Origin of the sequence: Streptomyces sp. NPDC102402 (genome assembly GCF_044765765.1) — a bacterium.
GTDB lineage: Bacteria > Actinomycetota > Actinomycetes > Streptomycetales > Streptomycetaceae > Streptomyces.
This window is the reverse complement of record NZ_JBIWKR010000009.1, coordinates 14753-38204: the sequence shown is the minus strand read 5'-3', so window position 1 is coordinate 38204 and position 23452 is coordinate 14753. Positions and strand designations below refer to the sequence as shown.

At 68.4% G+C, this 23452-nt stretch carries 25 protein-coding genes and 1 pseudogene; 23 read left to right on the top strand and 3 right to left on the bottom strand.

Annotation, left to right across the window (positions count from 1 at the left end; translation table 11 throughout):
• The first annotated feature begins 30 nt into the window (after window positions 1–30).
• The 13 genes from ACIRJR_RS24680 (at window position 31) to ACIRJR_RS24620 (ending at window position 9166) form a co-directional block, all read left to right on the top strand.
• Window positions 31–510: a DNA-binding protein gene (locus ACIRJR_RS24680; RefSeq protein WP_403784338.1), complete on the top strand. Its 480-nt coding sequence runs from the start codon at window positions 31–33 to the stop codon at window positions 508–510.
• 83 nt (window positions 511–593) lie between these two features.
• A complete protein-coding gene (locus ACIRJR_RS24675) occupies window positions 594–1157 on the top strand; it encodes a hypothetical protein (protein WP_403784336.1) in 564 nt (187 codons plus the stop codon).
• A complete protein-coding gene (locus ACIRJR_RS24670) occupies window positions 1154–1729 on the top strand; it encodes a DUF6624 domain-containing protein (RefSeq protein ID WP_403784334.1) in 576 nt (191 codons plus the stop codon). The genes ACIRJR_RS24675 and ACIRJR_RS24670 overlap by 4 nt, the downstream gene beginning before the upstream one ends.
• Window positions 1730–1800: 71 nt before the next feature.
• The gene (locus ACIRJR_RS24665) at window positions 1801–2268 is read left to right on the top strand and encodes a DUF6082 family protein (RefSeq protein WP_403784332.1); all 468 of its coding nucleotides are present in this window, start codon (window positions 1801–1803) and stop codon (window positions 2266–2268) included.
• Window positions 2269–2327: 59 nt separating this feature from the next.
• Window positions 2328–2738: a 6-pyruvoyl trahydropterin synthase family protein gene (locus ACIRJR_RS24660; RefSeq protein WP_403784331.1), complete on the top strand. Its 411-nt coding sequence runs from the start codon at window positions 2328–2330 to the stop codon at window positions 2736–2738.
• Entirely contained in the window at window positions 2735–3481 is a 747-nt protein-coding gene (locus ACIRJR_RS24655; RefSeq protein ID WP_403784329.1) for a 7-carboxy-7-deazaguanine synthase QueE, read from the top strand. Before ACIRJR_RS24660 ends, ACIRJR_RS24655 begins: the two co-directional genes overlap by 4 nt.
• A gap of 62 nt (window positions 3482–3543) precedes the next feature.
• Window positions 3544–4173 (top strand): GTP cyclohydrolase I, encoded by a 630-nt coding sequence (gene folE, locus ACIRJR_RS24650; RefSeq protein WP_403784327.1) that lies wholly within the window; start codon window positions 3544–3546, stop codon window positions 4171–4173.
• Window positions 4170–4997 carry a hypothetical protein gene (locus tag ACIRJR_RS24645; RefSeq protein WP_403784325.1) on the top strand — a complete coding sequence of 276 codons (828 nt, stop codon included), beginning with the start codon at window positions 4170–4172 and terminating at the stop codon, window positions 4995–4997. The genes folE and ACIRJR_RS24645 overlap by 4 nt, the downstream gene beginning before the upstream one ends.
• Entirely contained in the window at window positions 4994–6073 is a 1080-nt protein-coding gene (locus ACIRJR_RS24640) for a hypothetical protein (RefSeq protein WP_403784323.1), read from the top strand. Before ACIRJR_RS24645 ends, ACIRJR_RS24640 begins: the two co-directional genes overlap by 4 nt.
• Window positions 6070–6762 (top strand): dTMP kinase, encoded by a 693-nt coding sequence (locus tag ACIRJR_RS24635; RefSeq protein ID WP_403784321.1) that lies wholly within the window; start codon window positions 6070–6072, stop codon window positions 6760–6762. Before ACIRJR_RS24640 ends, ACIRJR_RS24635 begins: the two co-directional genes overlap by 4 nt.
• Before the next feature lie 36 nt (window positions 6763–6798).
• On the top strand, window positions 6799–7728 hold the full coding sequence (locus tag ACIRJR_RS24630; RefSeq protein ID WP_403784319.1) for a DUF2797 domain-containing protein: 930 nt from the start codon (window positions 6799–6801) through the stop codon (window positions 7726–7728).
• Between the two features lie 59 nt (window positions 7729–7787).
• Window positions 7788–8633 carry a class I SAM-dependent methyltransferase gene (locus ACIRJR_RS24625; RefSeq protein WP_403784317.1) on the top strand — a complete coding sequence of 282 codons (846 nt, stop codon included), beginning with the start codon at window positions 7788–7790 and terminating at the stop codon, window positions 8631–8633.
• Entirely contained in the window at window positions 8630–9166 is a 537-nt protein-coding gene (locus ACIRJR_RS24620; RefSeq protein WP_403784315.1) for an NUDIX domain-containing protein, read from the top strand. Before ACIRJR_RS24625 ends, ACIRJR_RS24620 begins: the two co-directional genes overlap by 4 nt.
• Before the next feature lie 20 nt (window positions 9167–9186).
• Here ACIRJR_RS24620 and ACIRJR_RS24615 read toward each other — a convergent pair whose 3' ends face one another.
• Window positions 9187–9693 carry an NUDIX domain-containing protein gene (locus tag ACIRJR_RS24615; RefSeq protein WP_403784313.1) on the bottom strand — a complete coding sequence of 169 codons (507 nt, stop codon included), beginning with the start codon at window positions 9691–9693 and terminating at the stop codon, window positions 9187–9189.
• A 162-nt stretch (window positions 9694–9855) separates the two neighbouring features.
• Here ACIRJR_RS24615 and ACIRJR_RS24610 point away from each other — a divergent pair, with 162 nt between their 5' ends.
• The 7 genes and pseudogenes from ACIRJR_RS24610 (at window position 9856) to ACIRJR_RS24580 (ending at window position 17939) form a co-directional block, all read left to right on the top strand.
• The gene (locus tag ACIRJR_RS24610) at window positions 9856–11064 is read left to right on the top strand and encodes a hypothetical protein (protein ID WP_403784311.1); all 1209 of its coding nucleotides are present in this window, start codon (window positions 9856–9858) and stop codon (window positions 11062–11064) included.
• Between the two features lie 426 nt (window positions 11065–11490).
• Window positions 11491–12294 carry an aminoglycoside phosphotransferase family protein gene (locus ACIRJR_RS24605; protein WP_403784739.1) on the top strand — a complete coding sequence of 268 codons (804 nt, stop codon included), beginning with the start codon at window positions 11491–11493 and terminating at the stop codon, window positions 12292–12294.
• A complete protein-coding gene (locus ACIRJR_RS24600) occupies window positions 12291–12761 on the top strand; it encodes an NUDIX domain-containing protein (protein ID WP_403784310.1) in 471 nt (156 codons plus the stop codon). Before ACIRJR_RS24605 ends, ACIRJR_RS24600 begins: the two co-directional genes overlap by 4 nt.
• Window positions 12758–14746 carry an ABC transporter ATP-binding protein gene (locus tag ACIRJR_RS24595; protein ID WP_403784309.1) on the top strand — a complete coding sequence of 663 codons (1989 nt, stop codon included), beginning with the start codon at window positions 12758–12760 and terminating at the stop codon, window positions 14744–14746. The genes ACIRJR_RS24600 and ACIRJR_RS24595 overlap by 4 nt, the downstream gene beginning before the upstream one ends.
• Window positions 14747–14770: 24 nt before the next feature.
• The gene (locus ACIRJR_RS24590; RefSeq protein WP_403784307.1) at window positions 14771–15910 is read left to right on the top strand and encodes an NUDIX hydrolase; all 1140 of its coding nucleotides are present in this window, start codon (window positions 14771–14773) and stop codon (window positions 15908–15910) included.
• A 55-nt stretch (window positions 15911–15965) separates the two neighbouring features.
• Window positions 15966–16487: pseudogene (locus ACIRJR_RS24585) on the top strand (NUDIX hydrolase); the annotation flags it as partial.
• Window positions 16488–16736: 249 nt separating this feature from the next.
• Window positions 16737–17939 (top strand): NUDIX domain-containing protein, encoded by a 1203-nt coding sequence (locus ACIRJR_RS24580; RefSeq protein ID WP_403784737.1) that lies wholly within the window; start codon window positions 16737–16739, stop codon window positions 17937–17939.
• Between the two features lie 156 nt (window positions 17940–18095).
• Here the strand turns inward: ACIRJR_RS24580 and ACIRJR_RS24575 are convergent, their stop codons facing one another.
• Entirely contained in the window at window positions 18096–18368 is a 273-nt protein-coding gene (locus ACIRJR_RS24575; protein WP_403784305.1) for a hypothetical protein, read from the bottom strand.
• 136 nt (window positions 18369–18504) lie between these two features.
• On the bottom strand, window positions 18505–18654 hold the full coding sequence (locus ACIRJR_RS24570; protein ID WP_388207697.1) for a hypothetical protein: 150 nt from the start codon (window positions 18652–18654) through the stop codon (window positions 18505–18507).
• A gap of 542 nt (window positions 18655–19196) precedes the next feature.
• Here ACIRJR_RS24570 and ACIRJR_RS24565 point away from each other — a divergent pair.
• From ACIRJR_RS24565 to ACIRJR_RS24555, 3 genes are all read left to right on the top strand, one after another.
• Window positions 19197–19631, top strand: a complete 435-nt coding sequence (locus tag ACIRJR_RS24565; RefSeq protein WP_388207700.1) for an NUDIX domain-containing protein — start codon at window positions 19197–19199, stop codon at window positions 19629–19631.
• A gap of 399 nt (window positions 19632–20030) precedes the next feature.
• On the top strand, window positions 20031–20930 hold the full coding sequence (locus ACIRJR_RS24560) for a hypothetical protein (RefSeq protein WP_403784302.1): 900 nt from the start codon (window positions 20031–20033) through the stop codon (window positions 20928–20930).
• A 1309-nt stretch (window positions 20931–22239) separates the two neighbouring features.
• A complete protein-coding gene (locus ACIRJR_RS24555) occupies window positions 22240–23445 on the top strand; it encodes an MAB_1171c family putative transporter (RefSeq protein ID WP_403784300.1) in 1206 nt (401 codons plus the stop codon).
• Window positions 23446–23452: the final 7 nt, after the last annotated feature.

Below are 23452 nucleotides of genomic sequence, written 5' to 3'. Positions count from 1 at the left end.
CTCTGCGGTGACAGCTACTGGACTCTGGACATGACTACCAGCGCACCGATCTCACCCCTGAAACCGACCCATAAGCGCGTCGCCCAGCACCTCCTGAGCAGTCTCACCCCCCTGGAGATCGCCACGAGGACCGGGCTGTCGGACCACACCGTCCGCCAGTACGTCCGCGACATCCGGGCGAGCGTCCACTGCCCGCCACGCTGCAAGCCGCAGGTGCTCGTGCATCTCCTGCTGGAGGCCGAGCAGGTCACCCCGCCCACGACGAACAGGTCAACGCCGGAGCTCAGTCCGGAGCAGCTGCTGCTGCTGAAGGCCGTCGCTGAGCACAGCACGCCCCACGACATCGCCCTCGCTGCCAAGATCGCCCCCGCCGATACTCGATCCGCACTCGACGAACTGCTCGACGCGACCAGGGCCGCCGACCTCACCCAGCTCGTCGTCCTGGCCCACGCGTGGGGACTGCTGGGCGCCAGGCCGACCGGCACGGCAAAGAGCGGAGCGCCCCAGTGAACCCGTCGCCCGCCTCGCCGGTCACCGGGCCGTCTCCCAGGCCCAGGCATCAGCGCCCGCTGGAGTTACCAGCCGTCTACGAAATGCGGACTCTTTGCACCGACGCCGAGCGAGACGAGGCCGCCGCGCTCGTCCAGGACCGTCAGCGCTGGCTCACCATGCGCGGCCTGCCGGTACCCGCCCGAGCCGATGTCCCAGCCCTGTTCCGCAACCCGCAGGCGAAGCCGGCCGGACTGTTCGAGGACGGTCTGCTGCTGGCCTGCATGATCCCGCCGCGCGCGCCCGACCTCCGCTGGGGCCAAGGGTCGTGCCTCTTCCTGAGCTGCATCCACACCCTGCCCGACCGCACCGACGACACCATCCAGCTGATCACCCTGTGGGCCTCCGACTTCGCCGCCCGACTCGACCTGCCCCTCGTGCGCGCCGAGGCCCTGGCCCGCCATCCCCTCAACGTTGATCCGATCGCCCCTCTTCTTCGCCGGCTTACCGACATGGGCTGGGACGTACGAGGACCGGGGGCCGGACAGCACGAGGAGCGGGTCGCTCGCCTCGAACTCATCGCCGAGCAACGTTCTGGACTGAGCGCGCTCATCGCCTGCCGGGTCCACGAACCGCAGTCCTCCGCAGACAGCCGGACCATCGCGTGACGGCCGCCGAACCGCTGCGGCCGGACCTCGCCCGCGAACTCATCGCCCGCGCCACACAGTCGGCAGCGCGCAGAGCCAAGCGCCTGCGCAACCAGCTCGACGCCGTCCAACTCGGCCAAGACCGTCACGCCGACCACGCCGACGCCAAGGTGATGCGCCGCGTCCTGGCCGAACACGACTGGCCCGGCCACCGCCTCGTCGGCGCCGAAGCGGCACGCGCCGCCTGGAGCCTGGCTCTTCACGCCGACGACGACGCCGACTTCCAACGGGCGGCCACCACCCTGCTGGAGCGCGCAGTCCAGGACGGCGACGCGCGCGTCCAGCACTGGGCCCACCTCTACGACCGCACCCTGGTCAACAGCGGTCGCCCCCAGGAGTTCGGGACTCAACGGGTCCTCACCACAAGTGGAGTTGAGCTGTGTCCGGTGCGCGCGCCCGACTCCTTGGACCAGCGAAGGGCCTCCATCGGGCTGTCACCGATCGCCACGTCCCTGGAGACGGTGCGTTGCCGGTTCGCCCACGATCACCAGGCCGGCGACTCCTCGACCGTCGTGCTCGCGGAGGTCGCATGACCCAGCGAGCCCCGCCACTCCACCGATCCGACGCACCCACCGACCCCTCATGCGAAAAGGACCGTTTCCGTATGAAGCTCACCACCACCGTCCTCGCTGCCGGCGCAGCAGTCTCCCTCGCGACCGCCGTGGTCGGAGCCGCCCGGCTCCGGCAGGACGCGCGGCACCAAGCCGAACGGAACGAGGCGCTTCTCGCGAATAACCAGATCGACTGGCTGGCACAGATCTCCACCAATGCCGACCTCGCCGAGATCTGGAAGCCCGAGGACATGGAGACCGAGGAGTACATGCGGCTCATGTCGGCCAACCGGCTCCTTTGCACGTTCAGCCTGCGCGACCGCCTCGGCTTCATCCCGAAGGCGAACCTGCCCTTCTTCGCCGCGTGGATCATGAAAAGCGACGTCAGCCGACGGTACTGGAAGCACTTCGGTGACCTCCGCGCCCAGGAGGCCGATGGCGACGAGCGGGCCGAGCACTTCACCCGGGTGTTGGACCAGGCCGCGCAAGCCCACTCGCACGAACACTCCGCAGCTGCCTGAAGAAGAGGCTGCTTCATCGCGCCCGAGGCAGCCTTGCCCTCAACTCGCAAAGGAATCTGATGGACTTCAGTTCTGTTCCACTACCGCCTGGCGATTTCACCATCGGTAAAAGGTTCGGCTTCGAGGCTGGCCACCGGCTTCCCGGGCTGCCGGACGAGCACAAGTGCTCCCGTCAGCACGGGCACAGCTACGAGGTCGAGGTCATCGTCACCGCTCCCTCGCTGGAGGGGCCTGGCTTCGTCACGGACTTCGGGGCGCTCGGCCCGTTCAAGGAATTCCTGAACAACGAACTCGATCATCGCAACCTGCACGAGGTTCTTCCGTTCGAGCCCACCTCGGAGCGCCTGGCCCAGTTCCTGGCTGGCTGGTTCATCCAGAACCTTCAGCTCGCCATCCCCGGCCGCCTGGCCGCCGTCGTGGTCCGAGAGACCCAGGGCAGCTGGGCCCGCTTCGACGTGGAGGGGCAGTGACCGCATCTGAGCCGGTCAGCCTCGAACCGACGTCTGACGAGGGCGGATCCCGCCTGCTCGTCGCGGAGTGTTTCGGCGTCGAGGTGCCGACCTTCCAGGGCGAGGGCCCGAGTTGCGGGCACCCGGCGCTGTTCATCCGCCTGTCCCGGTGCAACCTCAGCTGCACGAAATGCGACACGAAGTACACCTGGGACTGGTCTCAGTTCGATCCGCGCAAGGAGTCGACGAAGCGGACCGTGGCGGACTTGGTGGCCTGGGCGGAGTCCTCGTCGCTCGAGCTAGTCGTGATCACCGGTGGCGAGCCGTTGATCCAGCAGGCGGCGCTGGTGCCCCTCGTCCAGGAGCTGATAGCCGCCGGCAAACGGGTCGAGTTCGAGACGAACGGCACCATCGCGCCTGCTCCCGAGCTGGTAGCCGACGCAGTCCGGTTCAACGTCTCGCCGAAGCTCGCGAGCTTCGGCGAAAAGGAGAGCAAGAGCATCGTGCCCGCCGCGCTGGAGGCGTTCGTGGCCTCTGGACGAGCGGCGTTCAAGTTCGTCGCTTCGACGACGGCTGACCTCGACCGGATCGCCGAGCTGGCCTACGCCCACCGGCTCGCGCCGGTGTGGGTGATGCCGGAGGGCACCACCCCCGAGGCGCTCATCGCGACCACCCGGGTCCTCGCCGACGCGGTCGCGGCCCGGCACTGGCACTTCACCACCCGGCTCCACGTATTGGCCTTCGCTGGCACCCGAGGCCGCTGACCGCACGCGCGGCCACGCCATCATCCGTTCGTTCCCCCAGTCCCCGGAAACGAGAGACGCCCATGACGACCTCTATCGCCAGCCCGGCGGCGGCGCCGAACGCCGCCCTCCCCGAGCCCGCTGCGGTCATCGACACCGGCCGGGTCGCCGGACTGATCCACCAGCTCCTGGTCGAGCTGGGCGAGGACCCTGCCCGCGAGGGACTGGCCGGCACCCCGGACCGCGTCGCGGCCTGGTGGAACGCATTCCTGTCCCCGGACGGCGCCGCAACGGCCACCTGCTTCACCGAGTCCAATCTGAGTGGTCAGCTGGTCATCGTGGGCGGCATGAGCGTGTGGTCGCTCTGCGAGCACCACATGCTGCCCATGAACTTGCAGGTCACGGCTGGATACGTGCCAGCAGGGGAGATTGTGGGCCTGTCCAAGTTCGGGCGGATCGCCCAGCACTTCGCCGGCCGACTGCAGGTCCAGGAACGCTTCACCCGCCAGGTCGCCGAATACCTGGGCGGCGTGATCGGACACGAGAACGTCGCCGTCGCGGTGCGCGGTGTGCACCTGTGCATGAGCATGCGGGGCGTCCGGATGGAGGAGGCCCGCACCACCACGGTGTACTCAGGCGGGCGCTTCGGCACCGAGCCCGTCCTTTCCCAGCAGTTCCTCACCCTCACCACCGGGCTCTGGGGGGCGCCGTGATCACCACCGAGGGCATCGACTTCTCCGTCATCGCTCCACCTCCCTACCTGGAGCACTTCGTCGCCCAGGAGCCGGCCCGCGTCCACCACGTGGCCGCCCAGCACGTGCTGTCCGACGAGACCTACCGGGCCTTCTTCGCTCGCGAGGCCGAGCGCGGAGCCGAGATCATCGTCGACAACGGGCTCTTCGACCTCGGCTACGCCCTGCCGGCAGAAAGCCTTGTCGAAGCCGCGCTGGCGGTGTCCGCGAGGGAGATCATTCTGCCGGACGTCATGCGGGACGGGGCCGCGACATTGAAGGCGAGTGAGAGAGCCGCGCGCGAGATCCGGGAGCTGTCCGGTGACGCATTCCGGCTGTGCGCGGTGCTGCACGCCGCGGACGATGACGAGTGGCTGCGCACCTACGACGCCTTTGTAACCAGCGACTGGGCCGGGGCCATCGCCCTGCCGGCCTCGCGTCGACCGGATCCCGACGAGCAGCTGTGCCGCACCCGCTGGTTGGCCACCGCCTACCTGCAGGACCACAGCCTGGTCGACGATCTGCTCGTCTACCGGCTGCTCGGTCTGGGCCGGACCGGGCACCTGGAGCTGATCGAGCAGCGCGAGCACGAGTGGATCTCCTCGGTGGACGGCGCGGCCCCGGTCATCCTCGGCGCGATGGGCGTCGCCCTGCGGCCCGAAGGACCGTACGAGAAGCCCTCCACTCCCCGGATCGAGAAGCTCGGCCCGATCCCCGAGGACCGGTTCGACCTCATCCGGAAGAACATCTGCGTCGTCCGCGCGGCGGCCGGCAGCACAGTGACGATCGCTGAGGAGCACCGATGACCCCGTTACTGGCCGACCCCGCCCCTGGGCTCCTGCGCGCCGCCCCGATCGACCCGGCCGGGCACACCATGACCCAGGCGAGACTGCTGCGCTACCTGGAGATCAAGGTCCACCACCTCATCCAGGACCAGGGCTGGGACAGCATCCGCGTCATCGGCGGCTATGACCGCGCGGCGGTGGTCTCCCGGTACGAGAAAACCGGGAAGCTGTTCAACATCGAGCGGCCCACCGCAGAGGTCCACGGCCGTGACCTCGTCGTCAAGGCGTTCCCCGGTGCCGACTACGTCCAGCACTACGCCCTGATCATCTCCACGTACCTGGCCATGACCGGCCGCCCGGCAGGCACCGTCACCTATCAGCCGCCCGAGCGGGAAGAGTGCCGAGCGGCGCTCAACGCGCTCGACCTGGAGCTGGACGGCGACCTGGTGATCGTCGGCTGGGGTCTTCAGTACCTCGCTCCGGCGAACGGAGTGTGGACCCGCGGGCCCGGCTACGCCTGGCAGCGCACCGAGGTCGCGGGCCGTCGCGTGGTCTACCTCGGGTTCCTCCACAGCATCTGGGGAGACGCGGCGGGACGCGTCGTAGCGCGCCTGGCCGAACTCGGCGCAGGCGACGTCGTCTACGTCGGCAAGGTCGGATCGCTGGCCCCCGGCATCGAACCGAACGCCTGGCTGGCGACCGGCAACACCAGCCTGCTACGCGGGGCGATGGTGACCTGGGACGACTTCTTCGGCGACTACGCCGAAACCCACGACGGGGTGCGCAGCGGTCTGCACGTCTCCTCCCCGTCGATCCTGCTGGAGAACCGCGACTGGCTTCTCCAGCACACCGCTTCGTACGCCTTCGTCGACCCGGAGATCGGTCCCATGGGGGCGGCGGCACGCCAGGCGGGGATCAGATTCGGTTACCTCCACGTCATTTCCAACAACCTCGCCACTCACTATCCCGCCGACCTGTCCAATGAGCGTCACAGCGACGTCCTGCGCCGGCGCGCCGTCCTGGTGGACCGCATTCGCACCATCATCACCGGCCGCCTGACCGTCAGCGCGGCCCACACCCTGGGAGAGTCCCGATGACGGCGAACGCGCCGACCACCCCCGCAGCCGGGAAGCTGATCACCTTCGCCGGCGGCGACGGGGCCGGGAAGTCCACCCTCGCCGCCCGCCTGCACCAGGCCCTGAACGACACCGGCCACACGGCAGTCCTCATCGGCAAGCACAGCACCGGCATCCCCCAGGACCCGGAGCTGTCCACCTACCTCGACCGCCTCAACGAGCTGGTCTACCGGCGCGACGCCCGCGTCGCCCAGGCATGCGGCAACCACTACTGGCTGCTGGCCCTGGCCTCCTGGTACACCCTGCAGGACCGGCTCGTCATCCAGCCGGCCCTCGCTGCGGGCACCCACGTGATCCTCGACAACGCGCACCACAAGATCCTCGCCCGGTACGCGGTCAACCCCGAGGTCTCCTCCCGCCTGTGCGAGCAGGTCTTCGCCCATCTGACGAAGCCGGACCTTGTGTTCTTCCTGAACATCGGTGCCCGCGAGGCTCTCGTCCGCAAGGGCTCGTTCACGTCTCTGGAGGCCGGCCACGCCGGCGCCGGCGACGAGGACTTCATCCGCTACCAGGACACCGTCCTGGACCAGATGCGCGACCAGGCGACGGAGGGCGCCTGGTTGATGCTGGACGTCGCTCCGTTGGACCGCGACCAGGTCTTCAAGGCCGCCTCCGCTGCCCTGGCCGAACGTCTGCACCTGACCGTCTGACCCGGCCCTGCCTCCCAGATCGACAAGGAACGCACCATGGACCAGGCCCTGCCCGCAAGCGGGACATACGTCTGCCACAGCATCACCTGGGCGAGCGCAGACCCCCGTCTTCTGCTCGCCCCCGTGACCGGCGGACCGCTTGTCTACGCCCCGGTCACGGGCAGGCGCCTTGGTTACCAGGTGAGCGGTGCCGGCCGGTGGTGCACTGGCCGGTACCGGTTCGCCGACCGCGTCCGCGTCGAGGCGGTCGCCTGCCCCGACCGAGCCTCGGCCGAGGCGGGCGGCCAGTGCCCGGCCTGCACCGGCCGGGACGACTTCCGCTTCGCCCACCGGTTCCATTCCGGCGGGCACGTTCCCGACGCCCTGGCGGCGTACTTGGCCCAGCCGCACTGGCTGTACCTGGCGACGTTCGCCGACGGCACCACCAAGATCGGCACCGCGGCCGAACCCCGTAAGCGCTCCCGCCTCGACGAGCAGGGTGTCCTGATCGCCACCTATCTCGCCCGGAGTGCTGACGGCCGCGCCGTGCGGTTCCTGGAGGATGCCCTCACCCGCCGTCTCGGCCTGACGCAGAGCGTCCGCGCCGCGACCAAGCTGACGGCCCTGGCAGAGATGTGCGACCTCGCCCCGGCCCACGCCGCCCACCAGCACCATCTCGACCGCGCTATCGAGGCCCTGAGCCGCCTGACCATCCCGGCCACTCCGGAGTCGTGGACACCGCCCGGCGAAGGCGACCTGCTGCGGAAGCCGGAGACCGGGCGCGCCTTGTACCCGCACGATCCGCGCTCCGGTGAGCACGGGCTGACGGTGCTCTCCTGCCTCGGCTCCCAAATCCTCGCCACCCTCGACGGCCACGGTGAACAACTGCCCTACCTGCTCGACCTCGGCACCCTCAAGGGCCGGCGCATCGTCCTCGGCGCCCAGTTCTCCTCACCGCCCACCGCCGTACAGTCCGCGCTCTTCTGACCTGCCCAAATCCCCGGCCTCCACTGCCGGGCCGCCCTGAGAAGCGAGGCCACACCCACATGGCACCCCAGGACGCCCTCCTCGGCTGGGACGAGGACACCAACGCCGAGGCATACAACGCCTTCACTCGCGACCACCCCATGTACGACGCGACCAGCCGCGACCTCGCCCGCCGAGGCCACCTGGCCGACGCCAGCCTGGTGGTCGACCTGTGCGGCGGCGCCGGCGCGACCGCCCGCGCGATCCTCGACCTGATCCCGGCCCGCGCCCGGGTCGTCTCCGTCGACAACGCCGCCGCGATGCAGCGTGTCGGCCGCCGCACCCTGACCGACGCCCGCCTGACCTGGGTCACCTCCCCAGCCGAACAGCTCGCCGACCACCTCCACGCCGACAGCGCCGATGCCGTGGTGTGCAACTCCGCGATCTGGAAGACCGACACCGCCACAGTGTTCGCGGCCGTCGCCCGCATCCTTCGCCCAGGCGGGCACTTCGTCTTCAACATCGGCGGTGGCTTCGCCGGCGTCCGGCACCCCGACGAACTTTCCGTCCGTACCGGGCCTTCCCTGAACGCCCTCATCCGCCAAGTCGCCGCCGAAGCTCATGGATACATCCCACCGCCGAGCGACGCGGACAGGCCACCGAAGCTGCCACCGGAGACAGTCACCGAGCAACTGACCGCGGCGGGACTGACGGTCGTCGGCACCGAGGTCACCGCCCAGCACAGCACCATGGCGGAGAAAAAGGCGTGGCTGTCCATCCCCCATTTCGCACGGCCCGAGGGCGACTTCACGCACGCCCAGCGGATGCAGATCCTCGATGCGGCCTACGCCATGACCACCCCCGGCGCCCCGGCCGTGACGAGCTGGCTCGTCGTCGTCGCCCAACGGCCAAAGGCCGTTGCATGACCCGGGCGCCCGGCGACAGGGTCCGCCTCTGTGACCACGCAAGCGTCGGGGTACTGATCTCGTCGCCGAGCGGCCTGCTGGTGTTCGAGCGGGCGACTGCTCCGGCCGGAATCGCCCCGGTCGCCGGCCACGTCGACCAGCACGGCGGCCCCGAGCAAGCAGCTCGCGACGAGGTTACCGAGGAGGTCGGTCTCACCGTCACCCACCTGCACCTGCTGCTGGAACGGTGGCGGCCCAACAGCTGCCGACGCACGCCCAGCGGCCCGGTCGGCCACCAATGGTGGATCTTCGAGGCCGAGGTTTCCGGATCGCTGCGCCCCTCGGCGCGGGAAGTCCGCGCGCCTCGGTGGATCCACCCCGACCAGCTGCAGCAGCACGCGGTGCGCACCGCCGCGTACGCCAACGGTTCTTTGAATCGTTGGAAGTTCGAGCGTGAGCCCGGGCTGGAGCCGGTCTGGTGCCGCTTCCTGCACGACTTGGAGCTCGTCACCCTGACCTCGGCCGACCTCAACCGGATCGAGGCCGTCCTGTGAACGGCGACCAGGGGCCTACCTCAGCGGGAGCCGACCGCCCTGCAGGCCGCAAGGCGGCGAGCGTGCGCACGGATCCGCTCGCGGTCCTCGGGGAAGACGCTGTCCCAGTCGGCGTCCAGACGGAACCATGCCGCCGGCTGGTTCTGCTCCCCGGCGAGCGGTACGTCGCGCCCGGCGACTGCGGCGTAGGACAGGCCCAGCGTCGCAGACCAGTCGGCCCGGTAGGAACGGACCGCCACGGCTGCGGGCTCGGGCAGCAGCTCGCTGCGCAGGCCGGTTTCCTCCAGCAGCTCTCGTGCCGCCGCCGCACGCGGCGTCTCACCCGGCTCCACCTTGCCGCCGGGCGGCACCCATCCGCGCACGCGGTGCTTGACCAGCAGGACGTGCTCGAAAGCAGGGTCGGTGACCCACACCTCGGCCGCCAGCGGCTCCATCGGATCCCGGCGGGCTTCCTCCAGCCAGGCCCGTGCACCGTCGAACTCCCATGCGGCGAGGCGGGCATCCGCAACAGCCTCGTCCAAGATCACCTGACCGACTTCACCTTGACTCACCCGCACACCTTAGGCCGACGAATCGGCCGGACGTCGCAGCGACGAGCAGGCAGCCATCGGGGGATGTCCGGTCGGCCTGGTGGCCCTTCGGCTGCAGGCGATCAACCGTGGCGCCCGCTTCACACGAAGGAGAGCAGCGTGCACGATGACCAGCCATCGGACCGGGGAGCCTGGGTCGTCCTCGGCGGCATCCACCTCCTCAACCGCACCGCTCCACGGCGACCCAACGAGCCGATCGTGCTCGTACGGGTGCCACCACAGGAGGAGTGCCGACCGGCCACTACCGTGATCGTCCGCTGGGACGTCTTGGGGACCTGCCCGGCCGAAGCACTGCGCGCCAGCGGCATCCGCCTTGGGGCGGCCAGTATCGACGGCGGCGACCTGTTCCCCGACGCCATCGCCGGCCCCGCCCTGCGCGCCTTGGTCGGCGCCGAGGCCGCACCCGGTCTGGTGCCGCTGTGCTACCTGACCGAACACCCCGGCGGCGGCTACCACGTGTACGCGCAGATCCGCTTCCACCCCGAGGACGCCTGCTTCGTCCGCACCACCCGAGGACCAGTCGGCCACGGCCCGGTCGGGGAACTGCGGTGGCTCGAGCCCGTGCTGACGGCGCACACCGAGTCGAGCATGGCGCTCAACAACCACCTGCGGTACTTCCGCAAGCACTTCTCCGGCACCGAGCTGGAGTTCAAGTACACGCTCGCCCCTGCACCGGACATCTGGGCCGCGTCCATGGAACTGCTCAAGGCACTGCGCGACGGCAAGCTGGAAGGCTGCCGCCCTGAGTACCGGGAAGAGTTCCAGATCCACCACACCGAGAACCACCTGTTCGACGTCATCGGCCCCGAGCCCGAGATCGGCTACGCCTCCTTCATCCCCACCGTCACCGCCGGGCACGTGCTCAAGCGGAAGTGGTTCACCGAGGACGCCTTCGCCCGCCGCGAGGAACTCACCCCCGGTCTCGACATCACGCCCGACCGCTTCGAGGCGTTCCTGTGCGAAGACCTGGGCCTCCAGGTCCGGGCCATGCCGCCCTTCCAGCGCGTCCGCTACGACATCCAGTGCGAGTCGCTGCGCACCGGGCATGTCTACGGCATCTTCCTCGACCGCTGCGCCCTCCTGGCAGCCCCCGACGTGGTGCTCTCCCAGTGCGAGCTGGAGTACCTCCGCTCGCGCAGCATCCTCGACCACGACCAGGACGAGGTCCTCACCGAGATGAAGCGGATCGACAGCTGGCTCTGCGAGTACCTCGCAAGTCACGGCTGGGCGGCCGAGCACACCTTTTACTCCAAGCGCAGCTTCCTTCGCGACGCCATCGCCCTCCGCCCGGACCTCGCCACACCATGACCGACCGGGCGACCTCCGGCAATCCCCCGCAGGAGGTACCCCAACCCACATGGGTGATCGAACACAGCATCACAACCCGCCTCACCCGACCACAGAAGGAGAGGGCCCGGTATTCGAAATCAGGTTCTAGATTTCGCCCGCCTCTACCCGTTACGGCGACAGCACACCCACCGTTACCCGATCACCTGTCCGCATCTCGCCCCGAGGAGCCCCCATGCATCCCGTACGCCGCCCTGCGCTCGTTCATCCTGCGTTCGAAAACAGCGCTGCCTCCTCGGGTGCCAGCCTTCACCTCGCCTCCGGCCGCGCCGCCCTTCTCTCCGACGGTTCACGACCGGATACGAGGTACCTGGCATGACGGAATCGACTCGCCTTCCCTCGCCCCTCCACGCCTGGGTGGAGAGTGCGCTGGGCCCCTTGGACGACGTGCGGGACTCGTCGCATGACCGCGACGACTCCCAGGTGTGGAGGGTGGCCGGCCCCGCCGGCGACCACTACGTGAAGGTGGCGCCCAAGCCGATCCTCTACACGCGCGAGACCCGTGCCTACCGGGAGGCCGTTCCTCACCTCGGTTACGGCAACGCCCCAGTGCTGCGCGACAGCTCTGCACAGCTGCTCGCCCTGATCCTGACCGCCGTGGACGGCGAGCCGCTGAAGGAAGAGCAGTCACCCGCGCGCCGCCGCACGGCCCACCGGCAAACCGGCCAGCTCCTTCGCCACTTCCACGACGCGATGACCTGCCCCCCGGACAAGCCGGAAGCCGCCGCAGTCGTCGAGAACACCGTGGGCGGTCTGGACAATCACCTCGCGGAGGCCAGCGACCATCTGTCCGTCATGGAGGCCGGCCGTCTGCGGCGACTGGTGAGCACGCTGCCCGACTGCGGGCCGCTACCGGCCGGATGGCGGCACGGGGACTTCTGGGAACACAACGTGCTCTGGAACGGCCGGCGCTGCGCATTGATCGACTTCGAGCACAGCAAACCGGGCCCCCGGGTCACCGATTTCGTCAAGCTCGCCACCTCCCTGTGGCCAGATCATCCCGAGCTGCGGACCGCCCTGTTCGAGGGGTACGGCCGGCAACTGTCCGAGGCAGAGGAATACGCGCTGACAGCGTTCGCAGCAGCTGATGCCATCAGCGCTCTCGCCTACGGTCCCCAGCGCGGAGACCCGCTCGTGACCGCGCGCGGCCGGCGCACCGTCGATCGCCTGGTACAGGAGGGCCGTCTGTGAGCGACGCGCCTCACCTGCTGAATGCTGACGTGGCCCAGGTCCTACTCCGTTCGAACGGCGCCGCCCTGTGCGTACGTCGCAGACCGGACGCGGCCCTCGCACCGGGTCAACTCACTGTCGTGGGTTGCCATCTGGAAGTCGGCGAACCGCTCGACTACGCCGCGCGGCGCGAAGCGGAGGAAGAGACGGGGGTCCGCATCAGCGCCGAGCAACAGGAGTTCTGCGGCCTCATTCACCACCACGACCCCGGCGACGGCTTAGACCGGGTCACCGCCGTCTTCGTCGCCCAGTCGTGGTCGGGCGAGTCGCACAACGCCGAGCCGGACAAGCATGAGGGCTTGTTCTGGGTGTCGATGGAGAGCCCTCCGCTGGACTGTCACCCGTACACCACCACCGTCTTCCACATGTTCCACCCACGGCCCGTCCTACCGGGCTTTGAAAGGCCGACCCAGGGAGGCAGCGAGTGAAGCGATTCTTCGGCAAGGTCCGCGTGGCGGAGCCACAGGTCTCCGATGCAGAGCGAGAACTCTTCGGCGGGCCCCTGCGCTACGACATGGGCTGGTCCCAACACGAGCATGCCCGCTTGGACTTGACCATGCGGTCGGCGCTGCGCCAGATGCCCGGACTCGTCAGCGCCACCCTGCGGATGGCCTGGAGTGCGGATCGCCGGGCGCTCGTGGCCGTGGCCGTCAGCGAACTTGGCCAGGGCATCGCCGCCGCGGTCGGCCTGCTCGCCATCAACGCGGTCATGCACGCGCTACTGGGGGCCGGTGACACGGTCGACCGGTTGCACGCCCTGCTGCCGGGGCTGCTCGCCGCCGCAGGCGTCGCCGTCGTGAACTCCGCTCTGGCCGGCTGGTCGACATCCCGAGCGGGACGACTCGAACCGGTTGTGGAGCGGATTGCCACGACTCAATACCTGGCCGCCGCAACCTCGGTCGAACTCGAAGCCATCGACGATCCGGACTTCCGCCGCCTGATCGACATTGCCCAATACGGGCCCGCCTCTGCCCGCCGCATGATCGGCGCCTGCGTCTCCGCGCTGAACAGCACCATCTCACTGATCGCCACGGCGGGTGTCCTCACCATCCTGCACCCGGCCCTGCTGCCGATGCTGCTAGTCATCGCAGCCCCCCGCGGGTGGGGCGCCATGCGAGTGGCGCAGGAACGCTATGTGTCAGTGATGAGCTGGATCGAGCACTTGCGGGCCAGCCGCCTCATCGGCAACCTCCTCACCGAGCGAACTGCTGCTCAGGAAGTGCGGATCCACGCCGTGGGTCCTTTCCTCCTTGAGCGGTACCGGCGCATGGCAGCGAGCGCGGAATCAGAACAGGAACGTCTGGCATCCAGCAAGGCCGTCTCCGAATGGGTCGCCTCCGCACTGTCCGGACTGGCAATGGCCGCCACCTACGGAACGATGATCTGGCTGATCATGGCCGGGCACATGAGCCTCGCCGTCGCCGGCACTGCCGTGATCGCGGTACGGACCGGGTCGGCGAGCCTGGGTGCTCTGGTGATGAACATCAACCAGCTGCACGAAGAGTCCCTCTACGTCCGGGACCACGGACAGTTCCTGGTCGAAGCTGCGCAACGCGCCATCCCTCAGGCCGGCAGTCCCGTCCCCGCCCAGGTCAAGCAGGTCTCCCTTGAACACGTCACCTACCGGTACCCCGACCGCGACGCACCGGCCCTGGACGACGTGACGCTCACCTTCCCCATGGGGTCGGTCATTGCCGTGGTAGGCGAGAACGGCTCCGGCAAAAGCACGTTGATGAAGATCCTGTCCGGTCTGCTCCTCCCTCACGCCGGGTCGGTGAGGTGGGGCGAGTTCGACGTCTCCGGTCTGGAGCGCTCCCAGGTCTTCGACCGCGTCTCGCTTCTCACACAGGACTTCCAGCGCTGGCCCGTGACCGCCGCCATGAACATCCGCATCGGCCGCCCCGGCCACGACGCCTCGATGCATGACCTGCAGACGTCCGTCGACTACGCCGGAGCCGGATCCGTCACCGCCAAACTCCCCAACGGCCTGGAAAGCATGCTCGGCCGCATGTTCCGCGGAGCCATCGAACTCTCCGGCGGCGAGTGGCAGAAGGTGGGCCTAGCCCGCACCCACTGGCGCAGCTCAACATCGCAGGAGGACAGCGTCCTCATCGTCGACGAGCCGACCTCCGCCCTCGACCCCGAAGCCGAGATCGCTGCCTTCGACCGCATCCGCCGCCTCGCCGCTCCGCACCGGGCCGTCGTCCTGGTCACCCACCGAATGTCCGGCGTCCGCCACGCCGACCACATCTATGTCCTCAACCAAGGGCGCCTCGCCGAGCACGGCACACACGACGATCTCATCGCCGCACGTGGCCGCTATGCGGCCATGTTCGACACACAGGCCGCCCAGTACGCCCCGGCCCCGCACATCCCTAAGCCTGCTTCGCCCAGCGTCGCAGACAAGGCATGACCCGCCCCACCGAAAGGCAGAGCCATGTCCTCCTCCCTCCCCCCGCCAGCACGAGCCGCCTCGCAGTCCGTCCTGTCAACAGCGCAGAACGCCGCAACCCGTCACGCAGTGTGGCTCGGGGCCGCCGCGATCATCACCGACCAAGTCGGCCGCGTCCTGCTGGTCCACCCCACCTACCACGAGGACGACAGGTGGCTACTGCCCGGAGGCGTCGTCGAACCCGGCGAGCACCCCTTGGACACCTGCCGGCGCGAGATCACCGAGGAATTGGGCCTGACGGATCTGCCCGTGGCGGACGTGCTCGCCGTCCACTCCCTTTCGTCACACCACGCCGAGATCCGGCTCGGCATGCCCTGCCCCGGAGAGATCCGGTACGTCTTCGACGGGGGAACCCTCACCGCCGACCAGGTCGAGGCGATCTGCCTGCCGCGCGAGGAACTGTCGGAGTTCGCCTTCTTCGAGACTCGTGACGCAGTGCAGCGGCTGCGTCCCGTGGACGGGCAGATCATGCTCGCCGCCTACCGTGCCCGGCTCGGGAACACCGCCACCGCGCACCTCGCCGACGGCCGTCCCACCCTCGACGTCCCGCCGCTGGACCACCATGACGTCCACGTCCGCTTCCGCCCCATGTGGGACAGCCCCCTCAACCGCGGCCCCGTGCCCGGGAGGCTTCCTGTGCAGCAAGCCTGGGCGTGGTGCTTCGTCCCCGACGGCAGGATCGTTCTCGTCGCCGACCCTGGTCCCCGGGGTGCCCTGCCGATGCTGCCCGGCGGCACCGTGGAGAAAACGGACACGACGCCCGAGGACACCCTCCATCGGGAAGCTGCGGAAGAAGCCCAGCTCACCCTGACCGATCCGGTGCGACTGGGCTGGGTATTGGACGAGACGGGCGAGGTTTACGGCGGGGTGGGGTCCAACGCCCGGCTCCGTCTGGCCGCCCGGGTCACCGCAATCGGGCCGGCGGCCGTCGACCCCGCCACCGGCCGCCCCTTCGCACGCCTGCTCGCCACCCCTGCCCAGGCAGCCGCCCTGCTGGGCTGGGGACCGCCCGGAGCGCGCCAAGCCCAGCTCGCGGTGGAGACAGCACGGGAGCGGTGGGACCTGCCCGGCGCTCGCGCCGCCGCCATCGAGGAGATCCCCGCGGAGGGGATGCGGCTGAGCTGACCCGAACGACCGCCCGCCTCGACTCGTCCCGCTCCACGCACCTCTGAGGTAGCCCATGCCGTTGTCGCACGACCACATCCGCACCATCGTCGATACCTACCTCGCTCGCCACCCTTACGAGCGCGATCAGCTCGGCGCCCTCCTCGGCGCCCTCGACGAGCCCACCGACATCGCCAGCCGTTCCACCTTCACCGGGCACGTCACCTGCGCCGCGATCGTCGTCGACCAGCTCGGCCACGTCCTGCACGTACTGCACCTGGCGAGCGGGAAGGTACTCCCCCCGGGCGGACACGCGGAGCCCTCCGACGAGTCCCTTCCAGCAGCGGCGCTGCGGGAGCTACACGAGGAGACTGGGATCCCACCCCAGGCCGTCACGCCGTGGCCCGGCTACGAGACCGTGCCGCTGGACATCGACATCCACGACATGGACTCCCGCCCAAGCAAAGGCGAACCCGGACACGTCCACTTCGACCTGCGGTTTCTCTTCCGTCTGCACACTGCGGACGAGGTACCAGTGGTGCTGCAAGAAGACGAGGTGGGCGGCATCGAGTGGCGTTCCGCGGACCGGGTGCTTTCCCCGACCCTGCGCGAGAAGCTGCTCAAGCTCCCGCTCCAGGTTGAACCGGAGGCGGCTAACGCCTCGGCCATCCCGTCACCGCAGGGCAAGCCGTCACAGGGACACTCGATGAGCAGTCTGGTGTTGATGTCCGATCCACGGCTCGCCGCGATCCCAGTGCGCGAGTGCGGGGAGCCGCTCGTGGACGTGCGTGACCACAGCTTCCGCGTCGATCCCCGCAAGCAACATCCGCTGCCTCAGGAGGCAATCGTGCCCGCCGAGGAGACCAACACCCGGGCCTGGCAGATCTACGGCCAGCGACAACTGGACCGTGCCTACACCCCACCCATCCCCGACCAGCTCGGCTGGACACCCTGGGCAGGGATCGGACCAGGAGCAGAAGTCCTCGGTGACGTCACCGGCCGCCGCGTCCTGGACATCGGGTCAGGAGCTGGCCACCACGCCGCCCATCTCGCTCAGGCTCACGGAGCCCGCGTCACCGGCATCGAACTGTCCCCGACCCAGCACGAACGCGCCGTCTCCACCCACGCGAACGTGGACGGCGCGGAGTTCGTTCAAGCAGACGTGACCGAGTACCTGGCTGTCGCCGAGCCGTTCGACGCCGCGTACGCGATCGGAACGCTCGCCTTCATCGACCCGCACCGCTCGCTGCCGGCGCTGCGCGACGGCCTGCGTCCCGGCGCCCCCGTGGTCCTCTCGCTCCTACACACCGATCTGAACGGGCGCGGTCCGTCCACGGAGGTGGCGCCGCGCGCGCAGATGATCCTGCTACGCGACGACCCACCCCTGCCCACGCACATGTGGGTCCTGGCACCGCAACTGTGGGAGGACCTGCTCACCGAGTACGGCTTCCGCGTCGAGGCCATCGACCTGTTTCCGCACCCCGACGAGAGCGCCACGGTCGTCCAGCAGCTCATCCGCGCCCGGCGCCTGCCCGCCCGGCCGGCGCGCGTCTCCAGCCGCCCCCGCAGCACTCGAGCACCATCTGCACACGCGGCCGTCGGCGTCGGAGCGATTGTGCTCAGCGAGCAGGGCATCCTGTTGGGCCGGCACCGCCTCGGCACCCTGGAACTGCCCGGCGGAACCGTCGAGGCCGGGGAGTCATTCGAGGAGACCGTGGTCCGCGAACTCGGTGAGGAAACCGGCCTGATCGCCCGCCCCGAAGACGTCAAGCTCCTGGGCACGCTCGTCGACCACGTCGAAGACATCCTGCGGGTCACCGTCGGCGCGCTCGTCCACGCCTGGCAGGGGCAGTCGGCCACACAGCCGGACGAGAGCGTCGGCGACTGGGCATGGTACCCCCTCGATCACGTTCCCGACGGCCTGTTCGTCTGCAGCGCCCAGATCCTCACCGCCTGGTGCCCCGACCTGCCCATCGACCACCCGCCGGCGCACTTCACCGCCTTCGCCCCAGCCACGTCCCCAAGGACCGGGCCTGCCCGGCGCCCGTGAAGTGTGGTGATCCGCTCACGTCCGTGGTGCGGCCTGCGGCGGTGCGCGGAAGCCGGGACAATCGGAGAGAAAAACGACGGAGAGGCTCGCGGCGCCCGCCGATCACCGTGGCCGCGGCGCACCAGGAGCTGGGCTGTCAGTGTCGATTCCCGGCTTTCACGCGGCGGCGACGGCTGACGACAGGGTGTCGAACCGGTGGACCATGCGCTGGGAGCTGACAGTGCCGATGAGCCCTTCGGCCTGATTGAGGAGTTCTCGTGCCTGGTCGCCGTCGCCGCACTGGTGGACGGTGTCGGCCAGGTCGAGCACTGCGTGGAGGTGGTCGCGCGGGTAGTCGGGGGGGGTCGCCTCGACGCGGCTGCGCAGGAAGGGGACGGCCCGCGTCGGCTGGTCGCAGGCGAGATAGGCCCGGCCGGTTGCGGCGTCCACGGAGTCCTTCGTGAGCCAGGTCGCCCACCACGGTGTGCGCTCGTCGGGAGATCCGAGGTGGCCCAGTGCTTCGTCGCGGAATCGGAGGACCGCAGCACGGCTGGGCGCGCGGCCAGCGCACCGGAAGCCATCTCGGTCACCGCGCTCGCCCCGGCGTTGATGGCGGTGGTCTGGTCGTGTGCAACTGTGCCAGGTGCAGGGCGAGACGCTGCACGTGCAGGCCGTCGGCGAGCACCTCCCACGACTCGGTGAGGGTCGGCGCGGCATGCGCTGGTGAGGCGGGCAACAGGTCTCCTTCGAACGAGGGGGATGCGGGACGCGCGGACACGAGGCCACAGGCCGGGGCAGGCCACCGGCGTCTGGGAGCTGTTCTGGGTCCGTGACGTGCTCGTGCTGCGAGGTCTCGTCATCCGGTGCGGACAGACAAGTCCAGGTCAGCGATCCGTCTCGGTCGGGTCGACGGCCCCAGCATAGACACAGGGGCTCGACGATCAGCAGGCCGCGGCCGTCCTCGGCATCCGGCGCTACGGGCAGCGGTGAGGAAACCCCGCTCTCATCCCGGTCGAACAGCAGCTACTCGGCCTGCCCGACCGCCAGCCAGACGGATCCCTCGCCAAGGGCAGCGGAGCCGCCCCCATCCGCTCGTGGTGGGCGACCGGCCCGTGGACTTCCTCCGACGTGCCCGTTCAGCGGCGATGAAACGACCAGCGCAACCGCGCGAATCGGGCGTCGTAAGCTCGCCCCCTCGTTGCGTCCGGCAGCCGGCGTGCAGTCGGCGGACGAAATGCATCACCAGTCCGTTTCACCGCTGCCATGAGGGGTGCCCCCGTGTCCCAGAAGATCACCAAGGCCAAGGTCCTGTGCTACGTCGTGCGCGACGAGAGCCTGCTCGTTCACCGCCACACCGACTTTCCGTGGGAGGAGGTCGGTGTTCAGGTCCCGGCCGGCACTATCCGCGAGGGCGAGAAACCAGAGGCGGCGGCGCTGCGCGAGGCCCGCGAGGAGACCGGCCTGCATAACTTCAAGATCGTGCGGAAGGTCGGGGTGACCACGTACGACATGACGCCGTACAGACCCGAGGTCCAGGAGCGACACGTCTTCCTCCTGGAGCTCGCCGAGCCGACGCCGGACCGGTGGGCCAGCCGGGAGGACCACGACGGCGAGCAGGAGCCCACCCAGTTTGAGTGCTTCTGGATCCCGCTGAAGACCGCGCACGTGCTCCAGTCCGGACAGGGCGCCCTGCTCGGCCACCTATACGACTGACCGCCCCAGCAATCGCAGCCGCTGCGGAGGTAGCCAATGGTCGGCATCACCGGCGGCCCGTCCGGGCGACGAGCTATTCCGCAGTCTGGAGACCGAGGCTGTCTCAGCGCCACCCAACCAATAGTCCCAGGTGTGGCCGAGGAGAGCGTCCGCTGTGAAGCCCTCTCCTGCCGCCTCAGCTCATTGGCGCCGCCGGTTCTATTAGCCCCACGGAGATAAATGGGACGTCACGGGTCACGGTACGCCAAGGAATCAGTTCGAGATGATCACTCCAATGCGAGTAGGAGTGAGACGAAATGCTCCGACCACCGGGCGCAACGCCGCGACAGGAAGGCGCGTCGCGATCATCCAGTACATTGAGTGAACATGGAGCGAGCGCAACGAACCCCCATAGCGGAAATGGCTGAGAGGCTGTGCCAGCAGGCGACGGCGGCTGACTACGAGGCGGCCCCGACTCCGCTGGAAGAACTGTGCGGAATATCACTGACCGCCCAGGACCCTATAATCCACGTCCAGGCCGCGCTGCAGGCTATTGAGGAACGACTGGGTCCTCCTGCCCAATACGGCGGAAGCGGCATCGGTCCCAGCATCCGCTGGCAGTCGGCGACGAACACTCTCCTTTTGGATCAAGGATCAGGCGGATTGCAGCTCTCCGTCCACAGGAGCGATGAGCTTGCCGACCGAGAGGCCGCCGCTTTCCGCCATGGGGTGGGAAGTGGCATCCACCAGGTGGCGACGTACAGTGAGCTGCCTTACCTGTGGCAGCTAAATCGTCACGACTCGGGCACGCCCGCCGCCGTCGCGCCACTACCCCCTCCAGCCTCCGACTGGCTGCAACTAGAGCAGTCGGTGAGGACCCTGCTAATCGCCTTGTCGGACCAGTTGACAGCACAGCTCGGCACGGCCGGAGTGGGCTTCAATCTCCTTAATCACGCCGACGGAGACCGGGTCCTTGCTGTCCTGTGCAATCCAGATGACGAGCTGATGGCGCTCATCGACACGACCGACTCGCCTGACCAGTGGAGCCCGGGTCACGCCGAGTACGAAGACGGCATGACCAGCCGCGGATGGCACTCCAAGATCCCACTGGCCCGGTGGTGGGAGGCGAGCTTCCCGCGCAGCATCAAGGGCGCCACGGCACTGGCCACGCTCATCGTCCGCGAGCTGCGAAGCCGCGGCGCCCGGGGCCCCGCCGACCTCGGCCTCTCGAATCTCAGCATCGAGGAGACCCTGGACACGGGCGGCATAGGTCGGGATCTTGGCCAACTGTTCCTTCCGGGTCTAGGTGTCAGCCACTAGCGCCGACAGGGCCCCAACGCGCCTCCGTACCCATAGAGAGACCAGCCCCGCTGATGCAACAATCGGGCGAGCGGCGGTACCTGACGGCACGTCATCAATGGTCGCACAGCTGCTTACTTGAGCGCACCCCGCAACCCCCGTCGGCGCGAATTTCATCAATCGCGACAGCCCCCACCAGAGTGACGCCCTTTCATGTCGCTTTGGGGTCTAGGGATTTCCGTGACTAGCGATTCAAGGCGCCACACAACCCAACCTTACGACTTACAGCACCAGACAGACCTGTCAATGGAAGATGAATGGGGCCTCGGACTTGCCGACCCGAGCCGCTCAGCAACGAAACGAATCAACCGGACCTTTCCGTCATCTGCGGCCAAAATTCAAGGTTCTGTGATTCGGGACACATGAAAGCGGATAGATGTCGACGCCACTGCCCCTTACGCAGCATTTCCCGCACAGCGCTCGGCACTCCAAATCCGCCACTCTCCGCCAGCGTTGACCACTCGCGACAACCTCTCTCCACTTCTAGCCGAATCCACTGCAGGGCATGTACGCCACAATCACCCCCGAGCGGCAGACATAAGGTCATTACACGGGAAGGCCGACCTTCCCGTGATTCACCTGTCGCTCGCAGCAAGGTGCCCCTCGCACCGGACTGCCATGCGTGGCAAAAGTGACACCTAGGAAGGGGCGGCAATGAGTTCGTCGCGAGCACTGTTCTCGGGCAACGAGATGCGCAAACTGCGGCGGCAGTGCGAAGCGAAGCTAAGCAACTTGCCACTCCCGAGTGACGCCTTCAGTGTGCGGGCCCTGGTGGCGAACATGGAGGCTGCCAGTGGCCGCACGATCCACCTCATAGAGGTAGACGACGCGAGATCTGATCGCCGCACCGCGTGCGGGCTACGCATCCGAGGGCGGCATACGACCTACATACTCTTCCGGCGACGCCCCACCCCGCACCAAACGGAACACACGATCCTGCACGAGCTCGCGCACGAGTGGCTTGACCACCGTTCCACCCTCTCGCCCCGCGAGGCGCTGCTTAGCATTCCTGATTCCGTCTGGGAGCGCATCACTGCGGATCTGGGGCCCGGTGTGGTAGTCCAGGCCCGGTCGCGTTACGGCACGGTTGAGGAGAGGGAGGCCGAGCTTTCCGCCACTCTTATCAAGATCAAGCTTCAGCGGCGGGCAGGGGCCGGCAAGGACCCGATGAGCCTCCTGGAGTCGAGCCTCTCCCATCCCGTGGCACCGCCTCCTGCTGAGAAGTTCCGAGGGCGCACTGATGCTTAACGTCTGCACCTACATCGGGGCGGTGGCCATGACGTTGATGGCCTTGTGGCGGTTGCCGGCGCTTCGCTACGACGAGCCAGAAAGACGGGCTCTCTGGGCCTGCAGTGCCGGGTTCGCCGCCGCACTGTGGTGCCGTGTTCCTGCTGTAAAACGCGCCTTGGACGCACCGATCACCGACCTGTACGTGCTGGTGAAGTACCTGACCTCGATCGTTGCCATCCTCGCCGTGCTGCGCTACATCACGGCGATCTACGGCAAGCCAGCGACCGGGGCAGCCACACCGCGCTACGTGAGAACATCCCGGCGCATCAACGGCATCGCGCATGCCTGTGCGCTCAGCGCTGTCGGCGCGATGGTCGTGCTCTTCTTCACTGCGGTGGACCGGAGTCGGCCCAGCGTGGAGTTCGCCACTGACCACGCAGGGCAATGGGGTGCGGCCACCTTCGTCAGCATCCTGTACGTGTACCTGGCGTCCGCGTCGGCAACCTGTGCCTTCCAATGGGGCCGCGCCGCTCGCCGTGCGGAAACAAGGCTTCTGCGCTCAGGTCTCGCGCTTATGGCCCTCGCAACGAGGCTCTACACGATGTACTCGCTTTTCCGGATCGTCACAGTCTGGAACCCGACGAGTGCCAGCGCTCCCACCATGCGAGTCGTCGCAGATTCCAGCAATCTCACAGTCGCCCTCCTGTGGGCCGCGGGAGCGAGCATCCCTTCCGCGAAAGCTCTCTCAGCGCGCTGGACGACCTGGCGAGCGCTGCACAAGCTGTACCCGTTGCGGCGCGATTTGATGGAGGTCTTCCCTGATGTCCCCTTCCAGCCGTCAACGTCCCGTCTGCGGGAGTGGACGCGCGCTTCGCCGTCGCTGGATGTCAGGCTTGATCGGTGGACGCAGGAGATAGCGGACGCAGTGGAGCAGCTTCGGCATCACGCCACTCCCACCCTGCTGCATACGGCAGAGGACGTAACTTCCGGGCATCCGGACCCTGAGCCAGCGGCGGAGGCATACTGGATCAAGGCAGCGTTGCACAACGCCCGTTCCGGCGGTCGCTCCCGGCTGCCGGTGAGAGGTCTTCGGGACAAACCTCTCTCCGACAGCCACGCTGAGGCGCACTGGCTCGCTCGTGTGCAGGCCGTCTACGCGACCATCTCAAACGAGGAGGTCGAGTCTCTTCTCCTCCAGGCCGGGGAATCCAGGGGCCACTACTTCAGCAGACAAGCTGCGGGTTAACCGCAGG

Bases quoted from the DNA above. Each gene is read 5' to 3' on its own strand.
- ACIRJR_RS24675 (WP_403784336.1), top strand. From the start codon at position 594: ATGCGGACTCTTTGCACCGACGCCGAGCGAGACGAGGCCGCCGCGCTC.
- ACIRJR_RS24590 (WP_403784307.1), top strand. From the start codon at position 14,771: ATGTCCTCCTCCCTCCCCCCGCCAGCACGAGCCGCCTCGCAGTCCGTC.
- ACIRJR_RS24680 (WP_403784338.1), top strand. From the start codon at position 31: ATGACTACCAGCGCACCGATCTCACCCCTGAAACCGACCCATAAGCGC.
- ACIRJR_RS24660 (WP_403784331.1), top strand. From the start codon at position 2,328: ATGGACTTCAGTTCTGTTCCACTACCGCCTGGCGATTTCACCATCGGT.
- ACIRJR_RS24635 (WP_403784321.1), top strand. From the start codon at position 6,070: ATGACGGCGAACGCGCCGACCACCCCCGCAGCCGGGAAGCTGATCACC.
- folE (WP_403784327.1), top strand. From the start codon at position 3,544: ATGACGACCTCTATCGCCAGCCCGGCGGCGGCGCCGAACGCCGCCCTC.
- ACIRJR_RS24630 (WP_403784319.1), top strand. From the start codon at position 6,799: ATGGACCAGGCCCTGCCCGCAAGCGGGACATACGTCTGCCACAGCATC.
- ACIRJR_RS24640 (WP_403784323.1), top strand. From the start codon at position 4,994: ATGACCCCGTTACTGGCCGACCCCGCCCCTGGGCTCCTGCGCGCCGCC.
- ACIRJR_RS24620 (WP_403784315.1), top strand. From the start codon at position 8,630: ATGACCCGGGCGCCCGGCGACAGGGTCCGCCTCTGTGACCACGCAAGC.
- ACIRJR_RS24560 (WP_403784302.1), top strand. From the start codon at position 20,031: ATGGCTGAGAGGCTGTGCCAGCAGGCGACGGCGGCTGACTACGAGGCG.
- ACIRJR_RS24665 (WP_403784332.1), top strand. From the start codon at position 1,801: ATGAAGCTCACCACCACCGTCCTCGCTGCCGGCGCAGCAGTCTCCCTC.
- ACIRJR_RS24625 (WP_403784317.1), top strand. From the start codon at position 7,788: ATGGCACCCCAGGACGCCCTCCTCGGCTGGGACGAGGACACCAACGCC.